Annotated in this window: 16 protein-coding genes; 3 read left to right on the forward strand and 13 right to left on the reverse strand. The window is 65.7% G+C overall.

The genetic code is table 11. From position 1 onward, the window contains the following. Positions 1-46: 46 nt before the first annotated feature. The 9 genes from ADT71_RS33255 to ADT71_RS33275 all read right to left on the reverse strand — a co-directional run bounded on the left by ADT71_RS33255 (position 47) and on the right by ADT71_RS33275 (position 9416). A complete protein-coding gene (locus ADT71_RS33255) occupies positions 47-787 on the reverse strand; it encodes a glycosyl hydrolase 115 family protein (protein WP_231635726.1) in 741 nt (246 codons plus the stop codon). Then, positions 715-1920, reverse strand: a complete 1206-nt coding sequence (locus ADT71_RS33260; RefSeq protein WP_054436125.1) for a glycosyl hydrolase 115 family protein — start codon at positions 1918-1920, stop codon at positions 715-717. The genes ADT71_RS33255 and ADT71_RS33260 overlap by 73 nt, the downstream gene beginning before the upstream one ends. Positions 1921-2027: 107 nt before the next feature. Then, on the reverse strand, positions 2028-3143 hold the full coding sequence (locus ADT71_RS08090; protein ID WP_054436126.1) for a glycoside hydrolase family 105 protein: 1116 nt from the start codon (positions 3141-3143) through the stop codon (positions 2028-2030). Positions 3144-3205: 62 nt separating this feature from the next. Next, complete coding sequence (locus ADT71_RS08095; RefSeq protein ID WP_054436128.1) at positions 3206-6244, reverse strand: beta-galactosidase; 3039 nt, start codon at positions 6242-6244, stop codon at positions 3206-3208. Between the two features lie 4 nt (positions 6245-6248). Beyond that, positions 6249-6542: an L-rhamnose mutarotase gene (locus tag ADT71_RS08100; protein WP_054436129.1), complete on the reverse strand. Its 294-nt coding sequence runs from the start codon at positions 6540-6542 to the stop codon at positions 6249-6251. A 109-nt stretch (positions 6543-6651) separates the two neighbouring features. Continuing rightward, positions 6652-7359, reverse strand: coding sequence for a hypothetical protein (locus ADT71_RS33265; protein ID WP_231635717.1), 708 nt, complete (start codon positions 7357-7359; stop codon positions 6652-6654). After that, positions 7356-8198, reverse strand: a complete 843-nt coding sequence (locus ADT71_RS33270; RefSeq protein WP_231635718.1) for a glycosyl hydrolase family 28-related protein — start codon at positions 8196-8198, stop codon at positions 7356-7358. The genes ADT71_RS33265 and ADT71_RS33270 overlap by 4 nt, the downstream gene beginning before the upstream one ends. Before the next feature lie 4 nt (positions 8199-8202). Then, entirely contained in the window at positions 8203-9096 is an 894-nt protein-coding gene (locus tag ADT71_RS08110; RefSeq protein WP_231635719.1) for a rhamnogalacturonan acetylesterase, read from the reverse strand. 20 nt (positions 9097-9116) lie between these two features. Beyond that, positions 9117-9416 carry a hypothetical protein gene (locus ADT71_RS33275; RefSeq protein ID WP_231635720.1) on the reverse strand — a complete coding sequence of 100 codons (300 nt, stop codon included), beginning with the start codon at positions 9414-9416 and terminating at the stop codon, positions 9117-9119. A 286-nt stretch (positions 9417-9702) separates the two neighbouring features. Here ADT71_RS33275 and ADT71_RS08115 point away from each other — a divergent pair, with 286 nt between their 5' ends. Continuing rightward, positions 9703-12669 carry a TonB-dependent receptor gene (locus tag ADT71_RS08115; RefSeq protein ID WP_054436131.1) on the forward strand — a complete coding sequence of 989 codons (2967 nt, stop codon included), beginning with the start codon at positions 9703-9705 and terminating at the stop codon, positions 12667-12669. A 104-nt stretch (positions 12670-12773) separates the two neighbouring features. Here ADT71_RS08115 and ADT71_RS08120 read toward each other — a convergent pair whose 3' ends face one another. Both ADT71_RS08120 and ADT71_RS08125 read right to left on the reverse strand, forming a co-directional pair. Then, entirely contained in the window at positions 12774-13739 is a 966-nt protein-coding gene (locus ADT71_RS08120) for a glycoside hydrolase family 43 protein (protein WP_054436132.1), read from the reverse strand. Further along, on the reverse strand, positions 13736-14722 hold the full coding sequence (locus tag ADT71_RS08125; RefSeq protein WP_054436133.1) for a family 43 glycosylhydrolase: 987 nt from the start codon (positions 14720-14722) through the stop codon (positions 13736-13738). Before ADT71_RS08125 ends, ADT71_RS08120 begins: the two co-directional genes overlap by 4 nt. A gap of 74 nt (positions 14723-14796) precedes the next feature. Here ADT71_RS08125 and ADT71_RS08130 point away from each other — a divergent pair, with 74 nt between their 5' ends. Continuing rightward, positions 14797-15792 (forward strand): alpha/beta hydrolase, encoded by a 996-nt coding sequence (locus ADT71_RS08130; RefSeq protein WP_054436135.1) that lies wholly within the window; start codon positions 14797-14799, stop codon positions 15790-15792. A gap of 62 nt (positions 15793-15854) precedes the next feature. Here the strand turns inward: ADT71_RS08130 and ADT71_RS08135 are convergent, their stop codons facing one another. Continuing rightward, the gene (locus ADT71_RS08135) at positions 15855-16532 is read right to left on the reverse strand and encodes a DUF6250 domain-containing protein (RefSeq protein ID WP_054436137.1); all 678 of its coding nucleotides are present in this window, start codon (positions 16530-16532) and stop codon (positions 15855-15857) included. Next, positions 16529-19306 carry a hypothetical protein gene (locus tag ADT71_RS08140; protein WP_054436139.1) on the reverse strand — a complete coding sequence of 926 codons (2778 nt, stop codon included), beginning with the start codon at positions 19304-19306 and terminating at the stop codon, positions 16529-16531. The genes ADT71_RS08135 and ADT71_RS08140 overlap by 4 nt, the downstream gene beginning before the upstream one ends. Before the next feature lie 88 nt (positions 19307-19394). Between ADT71_RS08140 and ADT71_RS08145 the strand changes: the two genes are divergently transcribed. After that, positions 19395-20696, forward strand: a complete 1302-nt coding sequence (locus ADT71_RS08145) for a CynX/NimT family MFS transporter (protein WP_054436140.1) — start codon at positions 19395-19397, stop codon at positions 20694-20696. The last annotated feature ends 15 nt before the right edge of the window (positions 20697-20711 follow it).

Consider the following 20711-nt stretch of genomic DNA (forward strand, 5'->3'; position numbering starts at 1 on the left):
CGGGCGCCGGCATCATCCCCATCGGGTATCGAGGCCGCGGCGGGCACTACCGGCAGGCTCTGGCGGAAGCTGCGCCATTGGCCGTCGGCGGGCTCGACCGCCATGATCCCGCGCCATTTCCCGCCGGCACCTCGCGGTTGTAGCGGCGGGTCAGCGCGGTGAGGGTCTCCTGCGCCTCTGCCGCGATCCGCGCGCGGCGCCAGCTTTCGGCCGGGTCGGCATCGCGCAGGGCATCGTGGGCCTCGGCAGCGAAGAAGCGGCGATTGGCGGCGGCCGAGGCGGAGAGCGGATAGTCCAGCAGTTCGAAGAAAGCGTCCGCGCGGGCCGGGGGAATCAGCGGGCGAAGCGCGGCCACTCGCCGCTCCATCGCCGCGAACCCGGCAAGGCGCTCGTCCGCCTCGGCAATGGTCAGCGGGCTGGCATGGGGCTTTTCTCCCGGCAGGTACCATTGCAGATGTTCGGGGCGGCGCGCGAAGTTGAGCCGGTAATAATCGCCCAGCAGCGCCGCCGCCTGCTTGCCGGTGCCATTGCCAAGCGCATCTTGGGCCCATTGTCCCACCCATGTCTCGATCGGCTGGGCGCGTGTCCCTTCGATGTCCCAGGCAAGGCTCAGGAAATAGTCGATCTGGAGTTCGGCGGGCTTGATGTCTCCCGCGTTGGCGATCCACATCCGGCGCGCGCCCATGTCCCAGGCACGTCCCATCTCCTCGCGGATCAGCGCGGGCGGCGTCGTCGACAGCCAGAGGTAGGAGAGCGGCGCGCCAAGGTAGGAGAGGTGGTAGTAGATGCCGTTGCCGCCCGCGCGCGCCCGGTTCGGGGGCGATCGGGGAAATGGCGGATGTAGCCGAAGTTGTCGTCCGTCCACATCAGGGTCACGTCGTCCGGCACTTTCAGCCCGGCGCGGTAGATGCCCAGAACTTCCTTGTAGGGCGTGAAGACCTGCGGCGCGCCGGCGAGGCCGGCCCGGCCCAGCATGTCCCGCTGGTCGGCGAAGACCTGTTCGAGGGTGCGGCGGCGCTCCTCGTCGGTGTTCGGGCCGATCATGCCGCTGTCGTGAATGCCGCGCAGGCCCAGCGTCCAGATCGTTTCGTAGGCGGCATGGCCGCGCACCCGCTCGCGCCAGTATTCGCCGATGGCGGCGCGATGGGTCAGGTAGTTGAAATCCTCCGCCCTGCCGGTCCATTCGCTCACGTTGTTGCGAAGCATGGGCTCGGCGTGGCTGGTGCCCATGACCACGCCGTAGCGTTCGGCCAGCGCGGCATTGGCGGGATCGGCGTTGAAGGCGCGGCTGGCCTTGTGCATCGCGGGCCAGAGCGTGTTGGCCCTGAGCCGCAGCAGCAGGTCGAAGACTTTCTCGTAAGTCCCGGGGCCCGGCGCGGGCTCGCCGGGGAAGGCACCCTGAGCCCAGGGCACGAGGCCCCAGTCCTCGTCATTGATGAAGATGCCGCGATACTGCACCGAAGGCGGGCCGAAACGGCGGGTTCCGGCGGCAACGAAAAGGCCATCGTGATGTTCGGGCGGCACGTCCGCCCACCAGTGCCACGGCGATACGCCGATGGCGCGGGACAGTTCGTAAGCGCCATAGGCGGTGCCGCGCCGGTCGCTGCCCACGATCACCAGCGCCTGCCGGATGCCGGGCGCGGGATCGGACAGGGGCACGATCAGGAAGCTTTCCCAGGCGCCCTTCAGCTTCGCCGCGTCGATCCTGCCGCTGGAAACCAGCCGGTCGATGGCAGGATTGCGGCCCAGCGTGCCGATCCAGACTTGCGCGCCGGACGCGGCCATATCCGCCTTGCTCGCGGGCTGGCCGGTCACTGCCGCAAGGTCCGCGCGCAGCCCTTCGGCGGCGATGCGGACGAGTTCGTGATCCTGCGGCGCGGTGACGATCCGCGCCGTCCGGCCGTTTTTGCGCGAGCGCAAAATCGCCTCGGGAATAGGCAAAGCGCACCAGTTCCGGCGTTTCCGCCCTTACCGGCGCGCCGACCAGCAGGTCGCAGCCAGGGCAAGGGCGGAAACGCCGCGCATCGTCAGATGTAGGTCCGCAGGAACTCGGCCAGAGCGCAGATCGCCAGGCTCTGACCGTACGGCATGGAGGTGAGGGCGATGTCCTTGTAGAACTGCAGGCTGTCGCCCATCGCCGTGCCGAAGCTGACCTGCTGAAGCTCGCCGGCATCGTCGATATTGGCCAGCACGCCGCGCACCGCCTTGATGCCCACCGCCTCGTATTCGCGCGGGAGGTAACCCTTGCGGACGGCCTTCAGGATGCCATAGGCGAAGCCCGCCGTGGCGGAGGCTTCGAGGTAACTGGTGGGATCGTCGATCAGCGTGTGCCACAGGCCGGTGTCGCCATCCTGCGTGGCGGCCAGGGTGCGGACCTGCGCGGCCAGCGTGTCGATCAGGAACGAGCGGAAAGCATCGCCCGGTTCGAGATCGAGCAGTTCGATGATCTCGGGAATGGCGATCGTCACCCAGCAGTTGCCGCGCGCCCAGAGCGCCTCGGCAAAGTTGTGGCGTCCGTTGAAGTCCCATCCGTGGAACCACAGGCCGGTCTTGCGATCTGCCAGATACTTGATGTGGACGAGGAACTGGCGCTTGGCTTCCTCGATATAGTGCGGGCGGTCCAGCAGCAGGCCGATCTTGGCCAGCGGCAGCACGCTCATCATCAGCGTGTCGTCCCACAGTTCGCCGGGGTTCTCATCGTTGTAGACGATGTGCTGGAAGCCGCCTTCCTCGGTCTTGGGCAGTCCGTCCGGCGCCATCAGCCATTCGGCCCAGGTATCGAGATAGGGGATGTAGCTGGGATCGCCGTCCAGTTCGTAAAGGTAGGCGAGGGTGATGAAGGGCGCCACCGTGTTGATGTTCTTGGTGGGCGTGCCTTCGGCGAAGCGGTCCTCGAACCACTGGCGGATGATGTTCAGCGCGGTCTCATCGCCGGTCTGCTCGAAATAGCGCCACATGCCGAACAGGCCGACGCCGTGGGTCCATTCCCAACCGGCCCAGCCCTTGGTGTCGATCACGCGGCCATCTTCGAGGCGGAGCAGGAATTCGCCGGTCTCGTCCTTGATATGGACGAGGTTGTGCATCAGCTTGCCGATGGCGTCGGTGATATTCGCGCGCGGAATATCGTGCGTTAGCGCGGCCAATTAAGGTCTCCTGGTCATGGTTCTGGTGGCGCTCGCGGAGCGCCGGATAAGGGGCTGGCGGCTCATTTGAGCTCTGCCGGTGTCTGGGGGGCGGGCACCGTCTTCACGGCAATGCCGCCGCGCGCGTTGTGCAGGGTGACAAGTTTTACCGCCTCCAGCGCATCGCCGGGGGCGCCGTCGCTCGTCACGGCCAGCGCCACGTGGTTGGTGCCGTGGTGGCTGAGGATACCCTCGGGGATGGGGAACACGCGCTGCGGGCCGACATGGGCGATGAACTGGCCCATGTTCCAGCCGTTGACGAAGATCAGAACGCGGTATTTCGCGGCCGAGCGCGGGGTTTCGGTATCGCCGAAGGCCAGCGCGATGGTGGCGTCCTGCCCCTTGGGCACGGCCAGGTCGAAGGTGGTGCGATACCATGTCGTGCCGGGATTGGCGCTGCTTGCCGGAACTTGCGCGGCAGACCACCGGCTGTCGTCGAACAGCGGCAGGTGCCAGCCCATGCGCTCGCCATGGAGACCGCCGTTGTTGGCGGGGCCGCGCACGGGGTCGGCCAAGTCCTCGCCGCCGCGCTGGCCCTGGATCTTCCACGCGATCGGCACCGCGAAGCTGCGCCCGCCGGGCTGCGAGATCGACGCGGAGATCAGCCCGCGCGCTTCCTTGTGGAAGTCGTCGGAATCGAGGTCCCAGTTATGGCCGTTGTTGCGCACCATCACCGAAAGCACATGGCTTCCGCCCGCCTGCGCTTCGGGCGGCAGGTCCAGCGTGACGGTGCCGGTGGTGATCGGGCGGGGGAGGCCGCTTGGCGTCTCGGCCTCGCCGATGAACTTGCCGTCCAGCCAGGCCTGCACCAGCCCAGAGCCGCCGGCGCCGTAGAACAGCGAGACGGTTTTCGCCCCGGCATTGCCCTCGAACTTGCCGCGATACCAGACGTCGCCCTCGTGGAAGCCATAGGCATCCATCGCCATGTTCGGCTGGCCGTCAGGGCGCTGGGTGATGGTCGCATTGGGACGATTACCGCCCACGGCCTGCCAACCGCTGTCGTCGAATTTCGGATCGGCCTCCGGCGAACCCTTGGCCATGCGCCAGCCGGTGAGGGCGGGAAGCACGACGGGGACAGGGCCGGGCAAGGGCGCGGTGGAGGAGATGCTGCCAACGGCAGATGCCTTGGCAGGGACACGGGCGCCATTCCATGACAGCGCGCGAACGGCACCGGGCGCCCAGACTTCGAGATTGCCCTCTTCGCCGGTGTCGCCGGTCAGCGCCAGCGCGCCGGATTTGAGCGACGCGTGACGGACCAGCTGCGGACCGCGAACGAGAACGGGTCCGGCAGCGGTGTCGGCGCGGGTGTAGCGGGTGGCTTCGGCCTCGCCGGCAAGGATCAGGATCAGGTCGCCGCGCCCGCCGCCGGTCAGGCGCAGCACGGTGCGGCCTGCCTGACCACTGGCGTGCGTGTAGGTGACTTTCAGGTCGCCCTTGGTGTCGTTGAAGGCGGTTTCTGCCGCGCCTTCCAGAACCGTGATTTTGGGGGCCGAGGCATAGCGCAGCACGGTCTCGCCCGGCTCCCCGGCACGGCCGTAGAGCAGCAGGAGATCGGCGGTTCCCGCCTTCGATGCCGATTGCAGTTCGGAGGTCGAATAGACCAGCCGCTGCCCGCCAAGGTTCACACCCGCGACCAGCCACTTGGCATCGAAGCCATTGAGACGTATCGGAAAAGTATATCGCCCGTCGGGCAGGGCGGCGGTGACGGTGAAGCTGTCGTCGGTCTGCCCGTTCGACGGCTTGTGCGCCACCAGCAGGAAGCGCGCGTCGGTCTCCGGGCTCTTGTTGTGGTAGATCTGGATGTCGGGCGAAGAGGCCTCAGGCGCGCCCGCCGGGATCATGCCCGCAAGGTCCGGGACGGAGGCGATGAGCCCGCCCAGCTGCTTCATCTCCAGCGCCTTTTCGCGCAGGTTCCGCGCCTCGGAAATGGCGGCGCCATAGTCGTAGCTGGTGAACACCACCGGGGCCGGAAGCCAGCCCCAGCTGGTGCCGCCATAGGTCATGTAGAAGCTCTGGATGCCGATGCCGTTGGCCAGATTGGTGCCGTAGAACACCCGCTGGAATCGCTTGCCCCGCTGCACCGCGTTGCATTCGTAGCCGCCGTTGGAACCCCAGTAATCGAACCAGCCGCCGCCGAATTCGGCCAGGAATCCGGGCGTTTTCGGCGAAGCGGAGGCGCCACCCTTGGCGCCGCCGGGGCCGTAGAAGCCCCAGTCCGGCGCAGCCACGCTGCGCGTCGGCTTGCCTTCCACGGTGCAGGTGCCGCCGGGGTAACCGTCGAACGCATACATGTCGTTGGGGCCGTGGACGACTTTGTCGACGGGCGAGCCTTCCGGCACCCAGTAGCCGTTGCGGCCCTGATCGTTGTGGAAGATCGGTACGGTAATGCCGTCGGCACGCGCCTTGGCATAGAGGTGGTCCATGTAGCGGCGCTGCGCGGGGGTGGTCAGCGCCAGTTCGTTCTCGATCTGGTGGAGGATCACCGATCCCTTATGACCTTTGCCATCGCCGTTGATCTGGTGGCGGGCAATGATCGCGTTGATCTGCGTCAGCCACTCGTCGGCTGCGGCGAGATACTCCGGATCGTCGGTGCGGGCGCGGGCCTTCTGGTTGACCAGCCAGCCCGGAAAACCGCCGCGCGACAGTTCCGCGTTCACATAAGGCCCGGCGCGGGTCATCACCCACAGGCCCTCTTCCTCAGCCATCGTCAGCAGGCGGTCGAGGTCGCGAATTCCGCTGAAATCGTAGACGCCCTGCTTGGGCGAGTGGTAGCCCCAGTCGAAATAGAGCGCGACGGTGTTGAACCCGCTGGCCTTCATCTTCTGCAGCACGTCCCGCCAGAGGTCGGGGCTGGGCAGTCGGAAGGGGTGAAACTCGCCCGACCAGATCACTTGCCGCTTGCCGTCGATCATCAGCGATCGCGCATCGAACGAGACGCGGCCGAAGGTCCGGGCCGGGGCGGAAAGGTCGGCGGTCTGCTTCGCGTCCTGTGCCGATGCGGCCGAGGGCGAGGCAATCGGAACGGCGGAAAGCAGCAGGGCGGTGAGGAAAGCGCGCTTCATCGGCTCAATCCATATGGAACATGAGCGGGAGCGAGCGCTCGACCGGGCGGTTGCCAGGCTCCACTTCCATCAGCGGCGCCATATAGTCCCACCAGCGGCGCATCACCGGGTGGTCGGGCAGGGCTTCGCGGCTATTGTCCGGCAGGACGCGCAGCACGGCGAAGAGGGCAAGGCTGTCCTCGTCCAGGAAGATCGAATAGTCACGGATGCCTGCCTCGGTCAGCAGCGCGGAGAGTTCCGGCCAGATCGCGTCGTGACGGCGGCGGTATTCCTCAACCGTGCCGGGCTTCAACTGCATCCTGAAGGCGTGGATCGACCCCGTCCCAGTATCCGGCACTCCACTCTCCCATTTGTTCCATTATGTGGATATCAATGCCGTTATTTGGTAACTGCTCCGCACGCGTCCGTCAATCGCCATTCTGCCGGAGGGGTGTGTTCGAAAAGCGCGGAAATGCCACGTTTTCGAGCCGGATCGGCGCGCGGACGTCCTTCAGGATCGTTTCGGCGTGGAACTTGTCGACAGTCAGGCGTTCCACATGGCGGACCCAGAGCGCCCATGCCGGGAGCACCCCGAACATGCTGGGTTCGGGGTAGGCCCCTGCAAGTTCAGGCACTTGCCGGACGGGTGCGGGCGCAGGATCGCGTCTTTTTCCGGCCTCGCCGTAAACGAGGTGGATGTCGCGCATCTCGATCGATTCGATAGGGTGTCCGGCAAGGCCCGCGAAAGTTGCAGGAAAGCGCGGGTCGATTCCCCTTGCGTCGATCTCCGATATGACCACGCGGCGCACCGCGCCCACGCCGGTGCCGTCCGGCCCGCGCCGCCGGTCTCCCAGTCTCACGAAAAGGGGGGCGGTGGTCACGTCCCGCATGGTGAGACGGCTTGCGACGACGTTCTCCATCACCCCGCCGTCCACGGTCTCCAGCGCGAGGCCCCGGCAGCGGGTGAAAGTGCAGTCCTGAACCACGACATTGCGATAACCGCCGTTGCTTTCCGTGCCGAGCTTGATCCTACCGGTAACGCGATCGCGGTCGGGCGCGATGTGCTGCGCGGTTCCATGGGTGCCGTCCAGCATCGTACCCATGTCATAGCCGGAGACGGCGCAGTCGCGGATCAACACGTTTTCGGCGGGGAGCGGTTCGCCAGCGCCAGGCTGGACTTCACGACGATGCCGTCGTCATTGGGGGAATTGACCTTGCAGCCGCGTACAAGGGTGTCTTTCACGCAGTCCAGGTCGATGCCGTCCCGGTCCGTGTCGATGGTGAGGTTTTCGATCAGCAAGGCGCTGGTCCCGGTGGCGAGAATGGCGAAGTGCCCGCCTTTCAGCACGGTGAAGCCGGACAACCGGATATTGCGCCCCCGTTTCAGCGCAATGGCCTTGTTGCCGAGCCCCTGCATCGCCGCCACGGCGGGTTCGAGGTCGGCGATATCCCTTTCGCTCATGCCCTGCATCGAAAGCGGCCGCTCGCCGGTCTGCGCTTTCCAGCGTGCGCCGGGCCCATCGCGGGTGAGGCCAAGCCCATGGATCAGGCCGGGGCCTTCAATGGCCACGTCCTCAATGTCTTCGCCCCAGATCAGGCTGTTGCGCCAGTGGCTATGGCCAAAGTCCTGGTAGAGGCCGGGGGCGGGTTCGGGCAGATCGTAGCTGCCGCCATGAAGCGCGGGGTTGGCGGCCACGATCGTGGCGCCCTGTTCGAACACGATCCTGATGCGGCTTTGCAGGCGGATCGAGAAACAGAGATAGCGGCCCGCCGGAACCAGCACCGTGCCGCCTCGGCGTGCGGCCTCGGCGATTGCGGCATTGAAGGCCGGACTGTCGATGGCCGTCCCGTCGCCCTTTGCGCCGAAATGGCGCACGTCGAAGCGGCCTTCAGCCCCGAGTGCGGCCCGGGGCATCAGCGGCGTCAGTGCTCCTGCCATGCAGAGGCCGGAGAACATGCGACGGGGAAGGTCCATCGGCTCAACTCCCTTCCGGCTTGCTTTCCTCGAGCGAGATACTCGGTGCGATCGGCAAGGCTTCGGGCAGAGGCGGATGCGCGGGGCCGAAGTTCCCCGGCACGACATAGGGCGCCAGTTCGGGGATCTTCTCGCGTACCTGCCGGGCGATGGCGGCGGCGAAGAGCCAGGCGCCGTAGTTGTTGTTGTGCGTCCTGTCCTTGCCATTCTCGGCGAAAGCGCGGGGCGAGATGTCCGGGCCGAGCGCCTGCATGATCGCGATGCTGTCCCGGTTGAGATCGATAAGCGGCACGTTCTCTTCCGCCGCAACCTTGCGCACTGCCGCGGCATAGGCGCCGAGCGTGTCCTTGATCCTGCCGGCATCGTCGAAATTGCGCCGCTCGGGCGAAGTCACCAGCACCGGATGAACGCCTCTGCGGCGGGCTTCGGCGATATAGCTGCGCAAATAGGAAGGGTAAGTCAGTTCGGGATCGAGATAGGTCATCGGCCACTCGGCCTTCTGGTCGTTGTGGCCGAACTGGATGAACAGCCAGTCGCCTTCCTGCATCTGGGTCAGGAGCTTGGAGAAACGGAGTTGGGCGATGAACGACTTCAGAGTCGCGCCCGACTTGGCGTGATTGGCAACGGCAACGCGATCGTCCAGCATCGCGGGCAGCATCTGGCCCCAACTCGTGAAGGGCTCGGTGTACTGGTCGGCCACGGTCGAATCGCCGGCGAGGAACAGGCGCGGGGCCTTGGCGGGCTCGATGTGGATCGCCGAGACGCGGGGCTGGCCGAGGAACTCGAATGTCAGCTTGTCATCCCAGCTGAAACTGGCGAGGTCGCGCTCGTCCAGCAGCACGGTCTGGCCGAACCGGGGCGCGCCGGCAGGCTGGGCCGGGAGCCGGGCGTTGCGCACATCGACAAGAAAGCTACGCGTTATCGTCTGCCGCGCCGGGTTGCGACGTCGCGCAGGACCAGGCGGCGGCTTTCGGTCTTCACGGTGGTGCGTCCGGCGCTGCGCCTGTCGCCCAGGGTCAGGGTGACCCGGTACAGGCCCTCGGGCAGCGCCACCGAGTAGAGAAATTCGCCCGATTCATCGCGCCGCTCCACCCCGGATCCGCCGGCGCGGTATACCGGCATCTGCTCGGGCGACCTGCCGCCGAGGTCGATGTCTATCGTGGGACTGGCCGCCACGCTCGCGGTCAGGACTAGGGCGAGAGCCGGGCTCAAGGGCATTGGGATGATCCTCTCCTGGGTTTCCGGCTGCATCGATTCTCAGCAGAATATCCCACATGGCGATTTATTACGGCATATATCGGGATGAAGGAGAGTCAATCGCGGCGAGCGCTGCTATTTGGCCGCGTCTTGCGATGAAATGCACCGCTCCTGCGTGGAACTGCTGGCCGCCCATCGGCTCGATAGCGATTTTGACTGGAACTGAGCGAAAATGTCGTATAATGTAAAACTCAATCCCACATAGTGGGCAATGTTCGAAACAAGAACAAAAATTGGGAGTGAGGAAATGGGAAGGGCTTTCTCGAAATCCGTCATGCGCAGCCGCGTCTCCGCGCCGGCGCTGGTTGCGGCATTTCTTGTCACGCTGCCGCTTTCGGCCTTTGCGCAGGACGGTGCGGCCGCTGCCGGGCAGGACACCTCCCGGGCCAGCGATTCCCCCAGCACTTCGGAAATCATCGTCACCGGTTTTCGCGCCTCGCTGAATGCGGCATTGGCCGACAAGCGCGTGGAAACGGCTGCGATCGACACTATCAAGGCCGAAGACCTCGGCAAGTTCCCCGATTCCAACCTTGCGGAATCAATGCAGCGAATTCCCGGCGTGGCACTTCAGCGCGGTGACGGCGGCGAAGGAAAGAACATCTCCGTGCGCGGCCTCGGCGCCGATTTCACCCGCGTGCGGATCAATGGCATGGAAGCTGCCGCGCAGACCGGCGGTTCGGATATCTACGGCGCAGGCAACAACGGGCGCAGCTTCGACTTCAACGTGTTCCCGACAGAAATCTTCTCGGCGCTGACCGTGCGCAAAACCCCTTCGGCCGATATCGAGGAGGGGTCGCTCGGCGCCACGGTGGATCTCAGCGCTCCGAGGCCGATGGACCAGGCCAGGGATTTCGTGTTTTCCGCCACGGCTCGCGGCGTGTGGAACGAACTGTCGAAGAAGGTCGATCCACGCGCATCGGCGCTCGTTTCCAAGCAATTCGGGGACAGCGGCTTCGGCATTCTCGGCTCGCTCGCCTACCAGAAGCGCCACACCCGCGAAGTGGGCTATTCGGCGGTGGACATCCTTTCGGCCAACCAGAACGGCATGTTCTGCTCACCCATCGGCTTCACGCCGCAAAGCCCGGCAAACAGCGCGACGACCGGGGCCGATGCCGCCAACTGCTCCACAGGCAATCCGCGCACAAGCGATCCCGCTGCCTATCAGACCGTCTATGATGCCCGGCGCGACGATATGCCGAACACCCCCGGCAGCGGCGCGTTCTTCCCGCGTATTCCGCGTTACCTGAACTCGCAGCAGACGCAGGAGCGCATCGGCGGCACGCTGACCCTGCAGTACAAGCCCGACGACGACACCGACATCTCGCTCGACATGCTCTATTCGCGCTTCAACGTCACGCGGGACGACAATTACATCGAGGCGATCTCGTTCGGCCGTTCCGCGTCGAACCAGGGCTATCCGATGATGTCGCTCAAGGACGTGCAACTCTCGGACCTGGGCTCGGTCGAATATGCCCTGCTCGATGGCGTGGACGTTCGCTCGGAAGGTCTTCATTCGAAATATTCGACGACCTTCAAGCAGATGAATCTCAACTTCATGCACCGCTTCACCGACAGGCTGACGGTCGATGCCAGATTTGGCCTCAACCGCTCGGTCTGGAAGGACAAGGTCCGCATGCAGTACTTCATGGATGCGCTGGACACCGACAATTTCTCGATCGACTATACCGGAGGCGGGCGCACGCCGGTGCTGGGCTTCGGCTTCGACGTGTCCGACCCGAACAACTTCCTCTATGGTCCCACACCGGGCGCGGGCGTCGTCACCGGCGGGTTCAGTCTTCAGGGCAAGCCTGGCACCAATACCACCAACGGTCTGATGGCCGAATGGAACGCTCATTACGAATTTTCCGACGCCTTCAAGCTTCATTTCGGTGGCCAGTACAGGTCCAGTGACTTCAAGCAGCGCCTGACGACTTACTACACGGCCGATACGCTGGTTCAGGCGCTGCCGGCCGGGGTTTCGCTTGCCGACCTGACGACCCAGATCACCGGGGTGGACAGTCTTTGGGGTCACGGCGCGCCGGCGAGCTGGGCGACGCTGGACTGGCGGAAGCTGGCCGATACCTACAATCTTTTCGACGCGCGCACCTGCACCGGCTGCGGCGAGATCAATCCCGCCGTCAGGGAGGAGGAGACCAGCGCCTTCGCGATGGGAACGTTCGACCTGACGGACGCCGTGGGCATCGGCCTGCGCGGCGACGTGGGCGTGCGATACATCCACACCTCGCAGCGCTCCTCGGGCTATCTCAACCTTTCGGACGCGACTTCGCCCACGGGCCTGTCCGGTCAGTATCGTTCCGCGACGCGCAGCTATGATGATTGGCTGCCATCCGCGAATATCGTGGTGGAGCCGGTCCAGAATCTGCTGCTGCGTTTCTCTGCCGCGAAGGTCATGTCCCGCCCGGCGTTGACCGTGCTGGCGCCTACGGTGACGATCAATGCCGTGACCCGGTCGGGTTCGCTGGGCAATCCCTATCTCAAGCCCATCCGCGCCAACACCTTCGACGCGGCCGTGGAATGGTACTTCCGCCCCGGATCGCTGATTTCGGCGGCCTTCTTCTACAAGGACATCAAGACCTACGTCCAGAACGTGAACTCGCTGATTCCATTCAACGAACTTGGCCTGCCTGTCGAACTGCTCACGGGCAGCAACACCACGCCGGACGAAGAATTCAACATCGCCACGCCCACCAACACGCCGGGGGGCAAGTTGAAGGGCATCGAACTGAACGCGCAGCTTCCGTTCAACTTCGCGTCCGGCTTCATCAGCCACTTCGGCGTTCTGGCGAACTACACGCACGTGATGTCGAAGATCAATTACTGCCTCGTCAGTTCCGAGGGCGTCTGCACCGAGACGACCAAGGACGATCTGGTCGGCCTGTCCAAGGATACGGCGTCGGGCACGCTTTACTGGGAAGACAGCAAGTTCTCGATCCGCGGCACCGTGAACTATCGCGGGCCGTTCATTCGCGGCATTCCTGCCTCGCCGGGCAGCGATCTGGTGGGCAACCGCTCGACTGTTTTCGTCGATGCCTCGGCTTCCTACAACATCTCGGACAGCATCAAGCTGATCGTCGAGGGCACCAACCTCACGGACGAGCAGAACAGCCTCTACACCGACAGCCAGCGGCAGGACACGCTGTTCCAGACCCGCGTCGGCCGGACGATTTCGGCAGGCGTGAATGTGAAATTCTGAATTTGACGACCTCGGCGGGGCCCTCCCACGCCGGAACTGAAGGCTCCCGGGTCCTCCACCCGGGAGCCGCTTTTTCAGGCCCTCTCTGTTCAGGATTCGTCTGTTCAGGTTTCGAGCGCGGAGAGCAGCCTGCGGTCGATCCGCACAAGGGAACCGTGACGTGCGCCTTGCGGCATGACGAGCTGGTCGCTGGCGTCATGCCAGGTCACCATGTCGCGCGTGGTCTTCGCGCCCCAGCGGCCATCGCGATAGACATCGTAGTAGCAGACCAGTTCCGCGCCGGCCTGCGCCGTCATCGGGCCTTCCACCCAAGGCGGCGTGAACGGCTCGCCGAGCGGTGCGAACGGTCCGAGAGGCCCGCGCGCGGATGCGGCGCGCAGCCATTTGCGGGGCGGGTTCAGGGTCTCGTCCTTGACCACCAGCCAGAGTCCGCCGTCCGGCGCATGAGAGAACGTACCGTCGATCACGCTGAAGCCGGGGTCATAGAGCACTTGCGCCGGGGCAAAGCTCTCGAAGTCGGCGGTGGTGGTGTACCAGAGCCGGTGGTTGTAGCCGCCTTCGGATGTGCCGGCGGTTTCGCGAAAGCGGCCTTCCACGGTGCTGGACCAGAAGATCACCGTGCGGCGCGTGGCGGGATCGTAGATCGCCTCGGGCGCCCAGCAGTTGCGGGTGCCGGGAACGGCGGCCATGACCGGGATCGCGCGCTGGGGTGTCCAGTTCACGAAATCGCGCGTGGTTGCATGGCCTATCGTCACGCCCTCCCACGCCGTGGTCCAGATGCAATGCCAGGGCGCTTCCGGTCCCTCGCCGCGCCAGAGGAAGGGATCGCGCAGGAGCTTCTTCTCGCCGACCTGCGGCACGAGGAAGGGCTTGCCGCCGCCGAGCGTGCGGAAGGTGAAGCCGTCCTCGCTCACCGCCAGTTTCAGCCCGTCCGCCTCGCCCTTGCCGGTGCTGAAATAGGCGAAGAGCAGCGGACCTGCCGGTTCCACCGTGCCGGTGCGCGTGGTCGCGCAGCCGGCCAGTGCCGCCGCGCCCAGGCAGAGCGCGCGGCGGTCAAGCAGCGGGTTCATCGGCGCGCTTCCTTCGGCGGCACGAGTTTTACGTGGGTAGCGCTGTCACGGTCCACGGCGATCACTCCGTCCTTCTCCTTCAGTTCCGCGATCTGGAGCACGCTGCGGCGGTTCCAGTCGGGGTTTGCCTTTACCTCGTCCTCGCCGCCCTGATGCACGAAGTAGACGATATAGGCACGGCCCTCCGAGACGATCACATCGGGATGCTGGCCCTTGGCGCGGTCGGTCGGTGCCTGTCCGGGCGTGGCAAGGATGTGGCCGGGCTGGGTGGTCCATTGCTTACCGTCATCGCTGCGCATGACGAGCAGCCCCTTCCAGGCGTCGGAAACCAGCCACCAGCGGCCTTTCCACCGAAACGCCTTGGGGCCTTCGCCGGGGGTCGCGGTGAGGCGGTCCTTCACGCTCCAGTGGACGAGATCCTTGCTGTCCGCCGTGCGGATCGCCTTGCCCATGCGCTCGTCATTGAAGAACAGGCGGTAGCCGCCGTCCGGCAGCGCGACGACACTGGCGTCGATCACCCTGTCCGAACCGAGATCGAGACGGTGGCCGCATGTCCACGATTTCAGGTCCGGGCTGGTGAGATGGACGATGAAGCGCGGGGCGTTCCAGTCGCGGAACACGCCGGGTACGACCGTCAGCCACATGTGCCACTCACCGTTGAAACGCTCGATATCCGGCGCCCACAGCGTTTCGCCGGTGCAACTAGTGGGGATCGAGGCGGTGCCGCCGTAGCGCCAGTGCACGCCGTCTTTCGACCGCGCGGTGCCGATCGCGGTGCCGTGGACCCAGCGCACGTCCTTTTCGTCCTCCATCGGCAGGTCGGCGCGGCGGTTCGTGTAGAACATCACCCATTCGCGTGTGGCGGGATCGTAGACCGTGCTGGGATCTGCAGCGCCGTCATGCACCGGATCGCGGAACAGTGGCTTCGGCGCGACGTCGGCGGCCGGAGCGGCGGCCATCAGGAGCAGCGAAGCGCCGATCATGCCGCGCGGTCCAAAAGTCGAATGAATTTCAACATGTTCCAATGCATAGAAAGACCTTCCGAGGAGAGTGCAATATGTCGAGTGATCGCCGCCGGTTTCTTGGCCAATATCTGGCTGCGCTGGCCGCTGCGCCGCTGCTGTCCGGCCGCGCGATGGCGGCGGCTCAAGGCGGCATCGCCGTGGGCGAGCGCTTTCCGATCTGGCCGGGCTTCCCGCCCGGACTGCCCAAAGCGGGCGTGAAACAGGAAAGCGTCCTGCGCTCCGGTCCCGCAAACCCGGACGACCTTGCCTGGCCGCATGTCGAGACACCGATGCTCACGGTCTGTCCTGCGGCGAAACCCACCGGCGCGGCGGTGCTTGTCATTCCGGGCGGTGGTTATGCCCGCGTCGCCATGGGAACCAGGCCCTCCGCGATTGCGCGCTGGTTCGCCGGGCAGGGAGTGACCGCGTTCGAACTGCTCTACCGCCTGCCGCACGACGGCTGGGCCGGCGGGCCGGACACGCCCCTGCAGGACGCCCAGCGCGCCATGCGCGTGATCCGCGCCCATGCGGCGAAATGGGGGGTGGATCCTGCCAACGTCGCCGCCATCGGTTTTTCGGCGGGCGGACACTTGTGCGGCAGCCTCGCGACGCGCTTTGCGGCCAAAGTCTACGATCCGGCCGACGCCGCCGATGGGCAGGACGCGCGGCCGATCGTGGCGGGCATGTTCTTTCCAGTCGTCAGCATGGTGCCGCCGCTCGCCCACGGGCAGTCGCGCCGGGAACTGCTGGGAGCGAGCCCGGGCGACGACCTGTCGCGCCGCTATTCGGTGAACCTCGATGTTCCGGCTGTCACGCCGCCGATCCTGCTGGGTCATGCCGCCGACGATGCGGTGGTCGATTGCGGCAATAGCCTCGCCATGTTCGAGGGCTGCAGGGCGGCGAAAGTTCCTTCGGAACTGCACATTATAGAGAAGGGCGGTCACGGCGCGCCGCTGTTCGAGCCGGATGGCCGTGCCGGACTGTGGTTGACGCGGTTTGCCCGTTTCGCGGCCCGGCATGGGCTGCGGATTCCCTCGGATGGGGCGTGATATGCGGGAGCGACGATTGAATTGAAGCGATGGGACTTTGAGGAGCGGCATCTTGCGGCCCCTCAGCGTCCCGTCCCGAGCGGAACGATCCGGAAATTGCGGATGCGCAAGTGGCTCCTGGTCGTGCGCAAGGCGAACCAGCCTCGGCTATAAGGCGCGGTATCGGCCATCGTGAAAAGCCGCTTGCCGCCGAAGTCCACCGTCACAGTCACGCCATCGGCGGCAAGGCGCATCGGCACCCAGCGATTGGCAACGAGCCGCGCCGCCGGATCGGTCCGGTCATGCTCGGGCCGCAGCGGACGATTGCCCGGTTCGCCCACATAGCGGCGCATCCGCGTGGTCGTGTTGCGATTGCCGCCGATGCCCACGTAGTAAGTCTTGAGCGTGTCGTAGTCGGCAAAGGCCCCGCTGCGGGGGCGGGCCAGGGGCGATCCGTCCCGCGCGGCGGGGTCGGTGGCCATCCAGAAGGCGTTGACGTCGCTCACCGCATCGTTCGGCCCGCCGGCCGAAACGGCCATGACCTCGTATTCGATGGCGACGGGGCCGCGCAGTTCCTCGTCCCACCAGACCGAGAGCCCTTCCGGCGTATCGATCTCCATCACGCCGCCCTGCACGGTGATGCGCGGGGGCGCTTCCGCCTCGACGCGCCAGTGCGAGAGGCCATGGCGGAAGTCGTCCGTTAGCGGGTTCGTCGCTGCCGACAGCGACACAAGTATGAGGGCGGCAGCGAGACACTTCACTCCAGCGCATCCCCGATCAGCGTCAGGTTCACGGTCGCGGCGATGCCCCACTGCGCGGCATCGTTGGTGGAGACTTCGGCGATTTCGTCCACCGGCTTGAGCACGGCAGCGCCCGCCACCTTGTTCGCGCCGCGCGACTGGTCGCGCCCTTCGCGGTCGCCTGCGCCGAAGAACTCGCCCCAGGCGCGCTTGACGAGGTCCGGCTTGCCGAGTTGCACACCGGCATAGGCGGTGTAGCGCGAATGCGCCTGCGTCAGCGCGCGGCCCTTGCCCGATGCACCGGTGCGCGCGCGGAATTCCGCCTCCGGCGCGTTGTAGAGTTCGCAATATTCGAGCCAGGTCTTGCGGAACGCCGGTTCGTCCAGCAGTTCCAGCAGTTCGGCAGTGATCTCGAACACGCCGAACACGCCGTTGAGGTGGCTCATGTTCACTTCGCTTCCGCCGCCAACGAAGCGGCCCGAGGCAAGGTCGAAGGCACCGCCGCCTGCCAGCCAGCCCTTGCGCAGGGCGGCGATGGAGCGCATTCCGGCAACGATGCGGTCGCGCCATCTGGTGTCTCGCGTGCGTTCCCATTCGGTGAGCCAAGCGCCCAGCAGCGAGCCCCACACCGTGCCGAACTGCATGAAGATCTGGCCATCGGGCAGCGGCTGGTCGGCCACTACCGCGCCGGTTCCGGCGAGCGGTCCTGCCCGGTGGAGGACCTTGCGGCCGATATCGACCGTTTTCAGCGCATGATCGCTGTCCACCAGACCGCGCATCAGGTCGCCGCAACGCTCATCGGTGGTGAGATAATAATAGAAACGGCGATAGGCGGCGTTGGAGATGCGCGGCTGCTTCGAACTGTCCGCCCAGTGCTGCACCCCGTGGCGCGTGCCCAGGCCCTTGAAGCGGCCGGAGTGATAGACGTCCACCTCGCCGGTGTGGCGCGTCATCGCTTCGGCGAGGCGGAACACGTCGGCGCGACCCGTGCGCAGGAAGCCGTACCACAGCCACATGTCGGTCGAGAGTTCGCTGTTGTCCCACGCGAAACCGCCGATGTCGTAGCGCCAGACGTGCCGGTCGTTGTCATAGCTGTGCATGACGTCGCCGTAGTTCCAGAAGCCGTACCAGCGGCGCTGATCCACTTGCCCGATGTAGAAATCGAGTTCCTGTTTCGCCCGCGCCTCGATCTTTCCGCGCAGCGGGCCGCCGGCAGCCATCGGACTCCACGGGCCGAATAGCCCGGCGGAATGGACTCGCGCGACATTGGCGACCAGACGCGGCGGTGTGGCAAGGCCCTTGCCCATCTCGGCCAGACGTTCGCGCGGCGGCGTGGCGGGCAGGGCCCAGATGCGGAATTCGGTGGTGCGGGCGATGCCCGAGGCATCTCCCCAGCCCGGTTCGTAATCCTCGTAAGTCACGTCGAGCCCGCGGTTCTGCGCCTCGAAGCTCTCCATACCCATGACGTCGTGATAGAAGCGCAGGTCCATCGCCGGGGCATCGGGGGCGTGATACCAGACGGTGAAGCGGGCGGTGTCGCCCGCCGCATCCGAGATGTCGAGGCCGACCGGGCAGCGCTGCCAGAAGTCGTGCATCCCGAAGCCGACGCCGCCCGATGGACCGCCGATATAGCCGAATCCCGGCGCGCGGCCTGCAGTATCGACGTCGATCCAGCCGCAGCCCGGCTTGGTGCGCTTGACGATGGAAAAGCCGTCCGAATTGGGCTGACGCAGGCGGAAATCGCCCCATGCGGGAATGTATTCGATGTTCTGGCGCACCGCCGCGCCCATCTGGTCGAGCGGGGGCGTGGCCTGTCCAGCCACTTGCGCATCGCGGAAGGCCTTGCCCGGATCGCGGCGCAGGCCGGTCAGCGGGCGCACGGCCTCGCCCCAGAGGCCGCCATTCTCGCCCGCAAAACGAACGTGGCGATCGTGCAACATGTCGCGCATCGGCACCGCGCCTTCGAGGCCCAGCCCGCGAATGAAGCGCCTGGCGGGATCGCCATCGAATATCATCGAATGGACCAGCCGCACACTGTCCGAGCCGGTGTGGAAATAGAGGCGGACAGAGAAGGGCATCCAGTCTCCAGGCCCGTCGCCCATTTGGCCGCGATGGCGTCCGTCGAGCTTGATGACCGCGCGGATCGGGCCGCTCTGTTCTACCGTGGCGCTTTCGATGGCGCTGGTCCAGCGGGCGAGTGTGGGAGCGCCGTCCTCGTCATCGGGGCGGTCCTGCGCGCTGGCGAGCAGGCGTACCGATTGCAGCACTTCGCTCGCCCCCACCCGCGCCGAGCGGATCAGGGCCTCGCCGGATTTGCCGACGGTCCAGACGGTCTGGCCCACGGTGACAGTGATCGCATCGCCCGCCTCATGCACGGAGAGCGTCTGCTCCGGTTTGGCAGTGCCGGGAACGACGCGCAGCGAGCCGGTGCGGGCCCCATTGGCGGCGGTCGCATGTCCGGTCCACTTGATAGAGCCGTCCGGCCACCAGGCCATTGGCCAGGTCTGCACCGCCTCGCGCTTGCCGCCTGCGGCTTCGAGAATATAGCCGCGCTTGTCGAGCCGGGTGCCGCGCGGCCAGGGTTGGCCCCAGGACTGGCCCTCGTGCGCGGAGGGAGCGCCGCCGTCGAGCCAGACCACGTCGTCACCCGGGGAAATGCGGGAGCCCAACGGCTCTTTCGTGGCGAGCGGTGCAGCTTCGACGCGCCCGGCCGTGAGCGCCATCGAACCGACAACGGCGGATGATGCCAGGCTTTGCGCCAACATCTCGCGGCGGCTCCAGACCAGCTTGCTCATGTTCTCTCCCTTCCCGATCGGGTATCTTATGTGGGATGGTATTTCATCATGTGGGTTTAACCGTCAACGCCGGACTGAAGAAAAATAAGTGTCGCACGACTTGGTCGCAGCCGATCTGTTTTCGAGGATTGCCAACCACGCCGCGCGCCGCCATGCCCGCTTCATGCCTCTTTCGCGAATGCACGAGCCCGGCACAGCGGTGCCGAAGCGCTCTTTGCCGGTCTGGTTTCCTCTGCTTGCCCTGATCGTTCTGGGTTGCAACTTGCGCAGCCCGTTGACAGCGATCCAGCCGGTTCTTGGCGAGCTTCGCGCCAGTCTCGGACTGGGCAGCGTAGGCGCGGGACTGCTGACCAGCATTCCGGTGCTGTGCTTCGGCTTGCTGCCGCCGCTGATGTCGCCCTTGATCGGGCGTATGGGCATCGACCGGTCGATTCGACTCGTACTGATCGGCGTGGCTGCGGCGACAGTGATCCGGCCCTATACCGGTATCATCGGCATGTTTGGCGGAACGCTGGTGATCGGTGTCTGCATCGCAATGGGCAACATCGTTTCGCTGATGCTGATCGCGCGCGATTTCCGGCGCAATGTGAACGGGGTTACCGGGTTCTACACCGTATCGCTCAATCTGGGCGCGATGCTGACACTGGGCTTTACCGCACCGATTGCTGCATGGGGAGGCTGGCAGATCGCGCTTGCCGGGTGGGTCTGGCTGACGCTGCTGGCTTTGGCATCGCGGTGGCTGATCGACCGGCAGGGGCGCCTGGCGGAGCATGTCGAGCCCGATGCAAGTGACGCATCGAAATCGCAAGCCGCTCCTGAAAGCGCGATGCCCGCCATGGTCGTCTGGCTCATGATCGCGGCATTCGCGATCCATATCTTCGCTTATTACGGCCTTACCGCCTGGCTGCCGACCTTCCTGAAAACGGCCGGCGGAATGAGCGGCACGCAGGCGGGAGTGGTGGCATCCTCGTTCCAGATTCTCTCGCTTACCGGCTCGCTGGGCATTCCGGTGCTGGCGCGGCGCGTTTCATTGGGGCGGTTGCTTGTGCTGATGGGGGCGGTCTGGACGGTGACGCCGCTGTGGATCGTGGCAGCGCCCAGCCAGTGGATGTTGTGGTCGCCGATCGGCAGTATCGCGCATGGAGGCACGTTTGTGCTCATTTTCATGATGATCATGAAGTTCTCCCGCACCCTGGACGAGAACCGCAGGATTTCCACGAAAGTTCAAAGCGCGGGCTATTGCTTTGCGGCGCTGGGGCCGGTCCTCATCGGGTGGCTTCAGGGATGGCCCGAGGGCTGGTGGCTGGCGTTCGGGCTGCTGGCCGTACTGACCCTTGGCCTGATCCCGGCGGGGCTGGCGATCGATCGGTACGAACAGCGGCGAGGCTAGCCTCGCCTCGCCGCT

Origin of the sequence: Novosphingobium sp. ST904, from assembly GCF_001298105.1 — a bacterium.
GTDB lineage: Bacteria > Pseudomonadota > Alphaproteobacteria > Sphingomonadales > Sphingomonadaceae > Novosphingobium.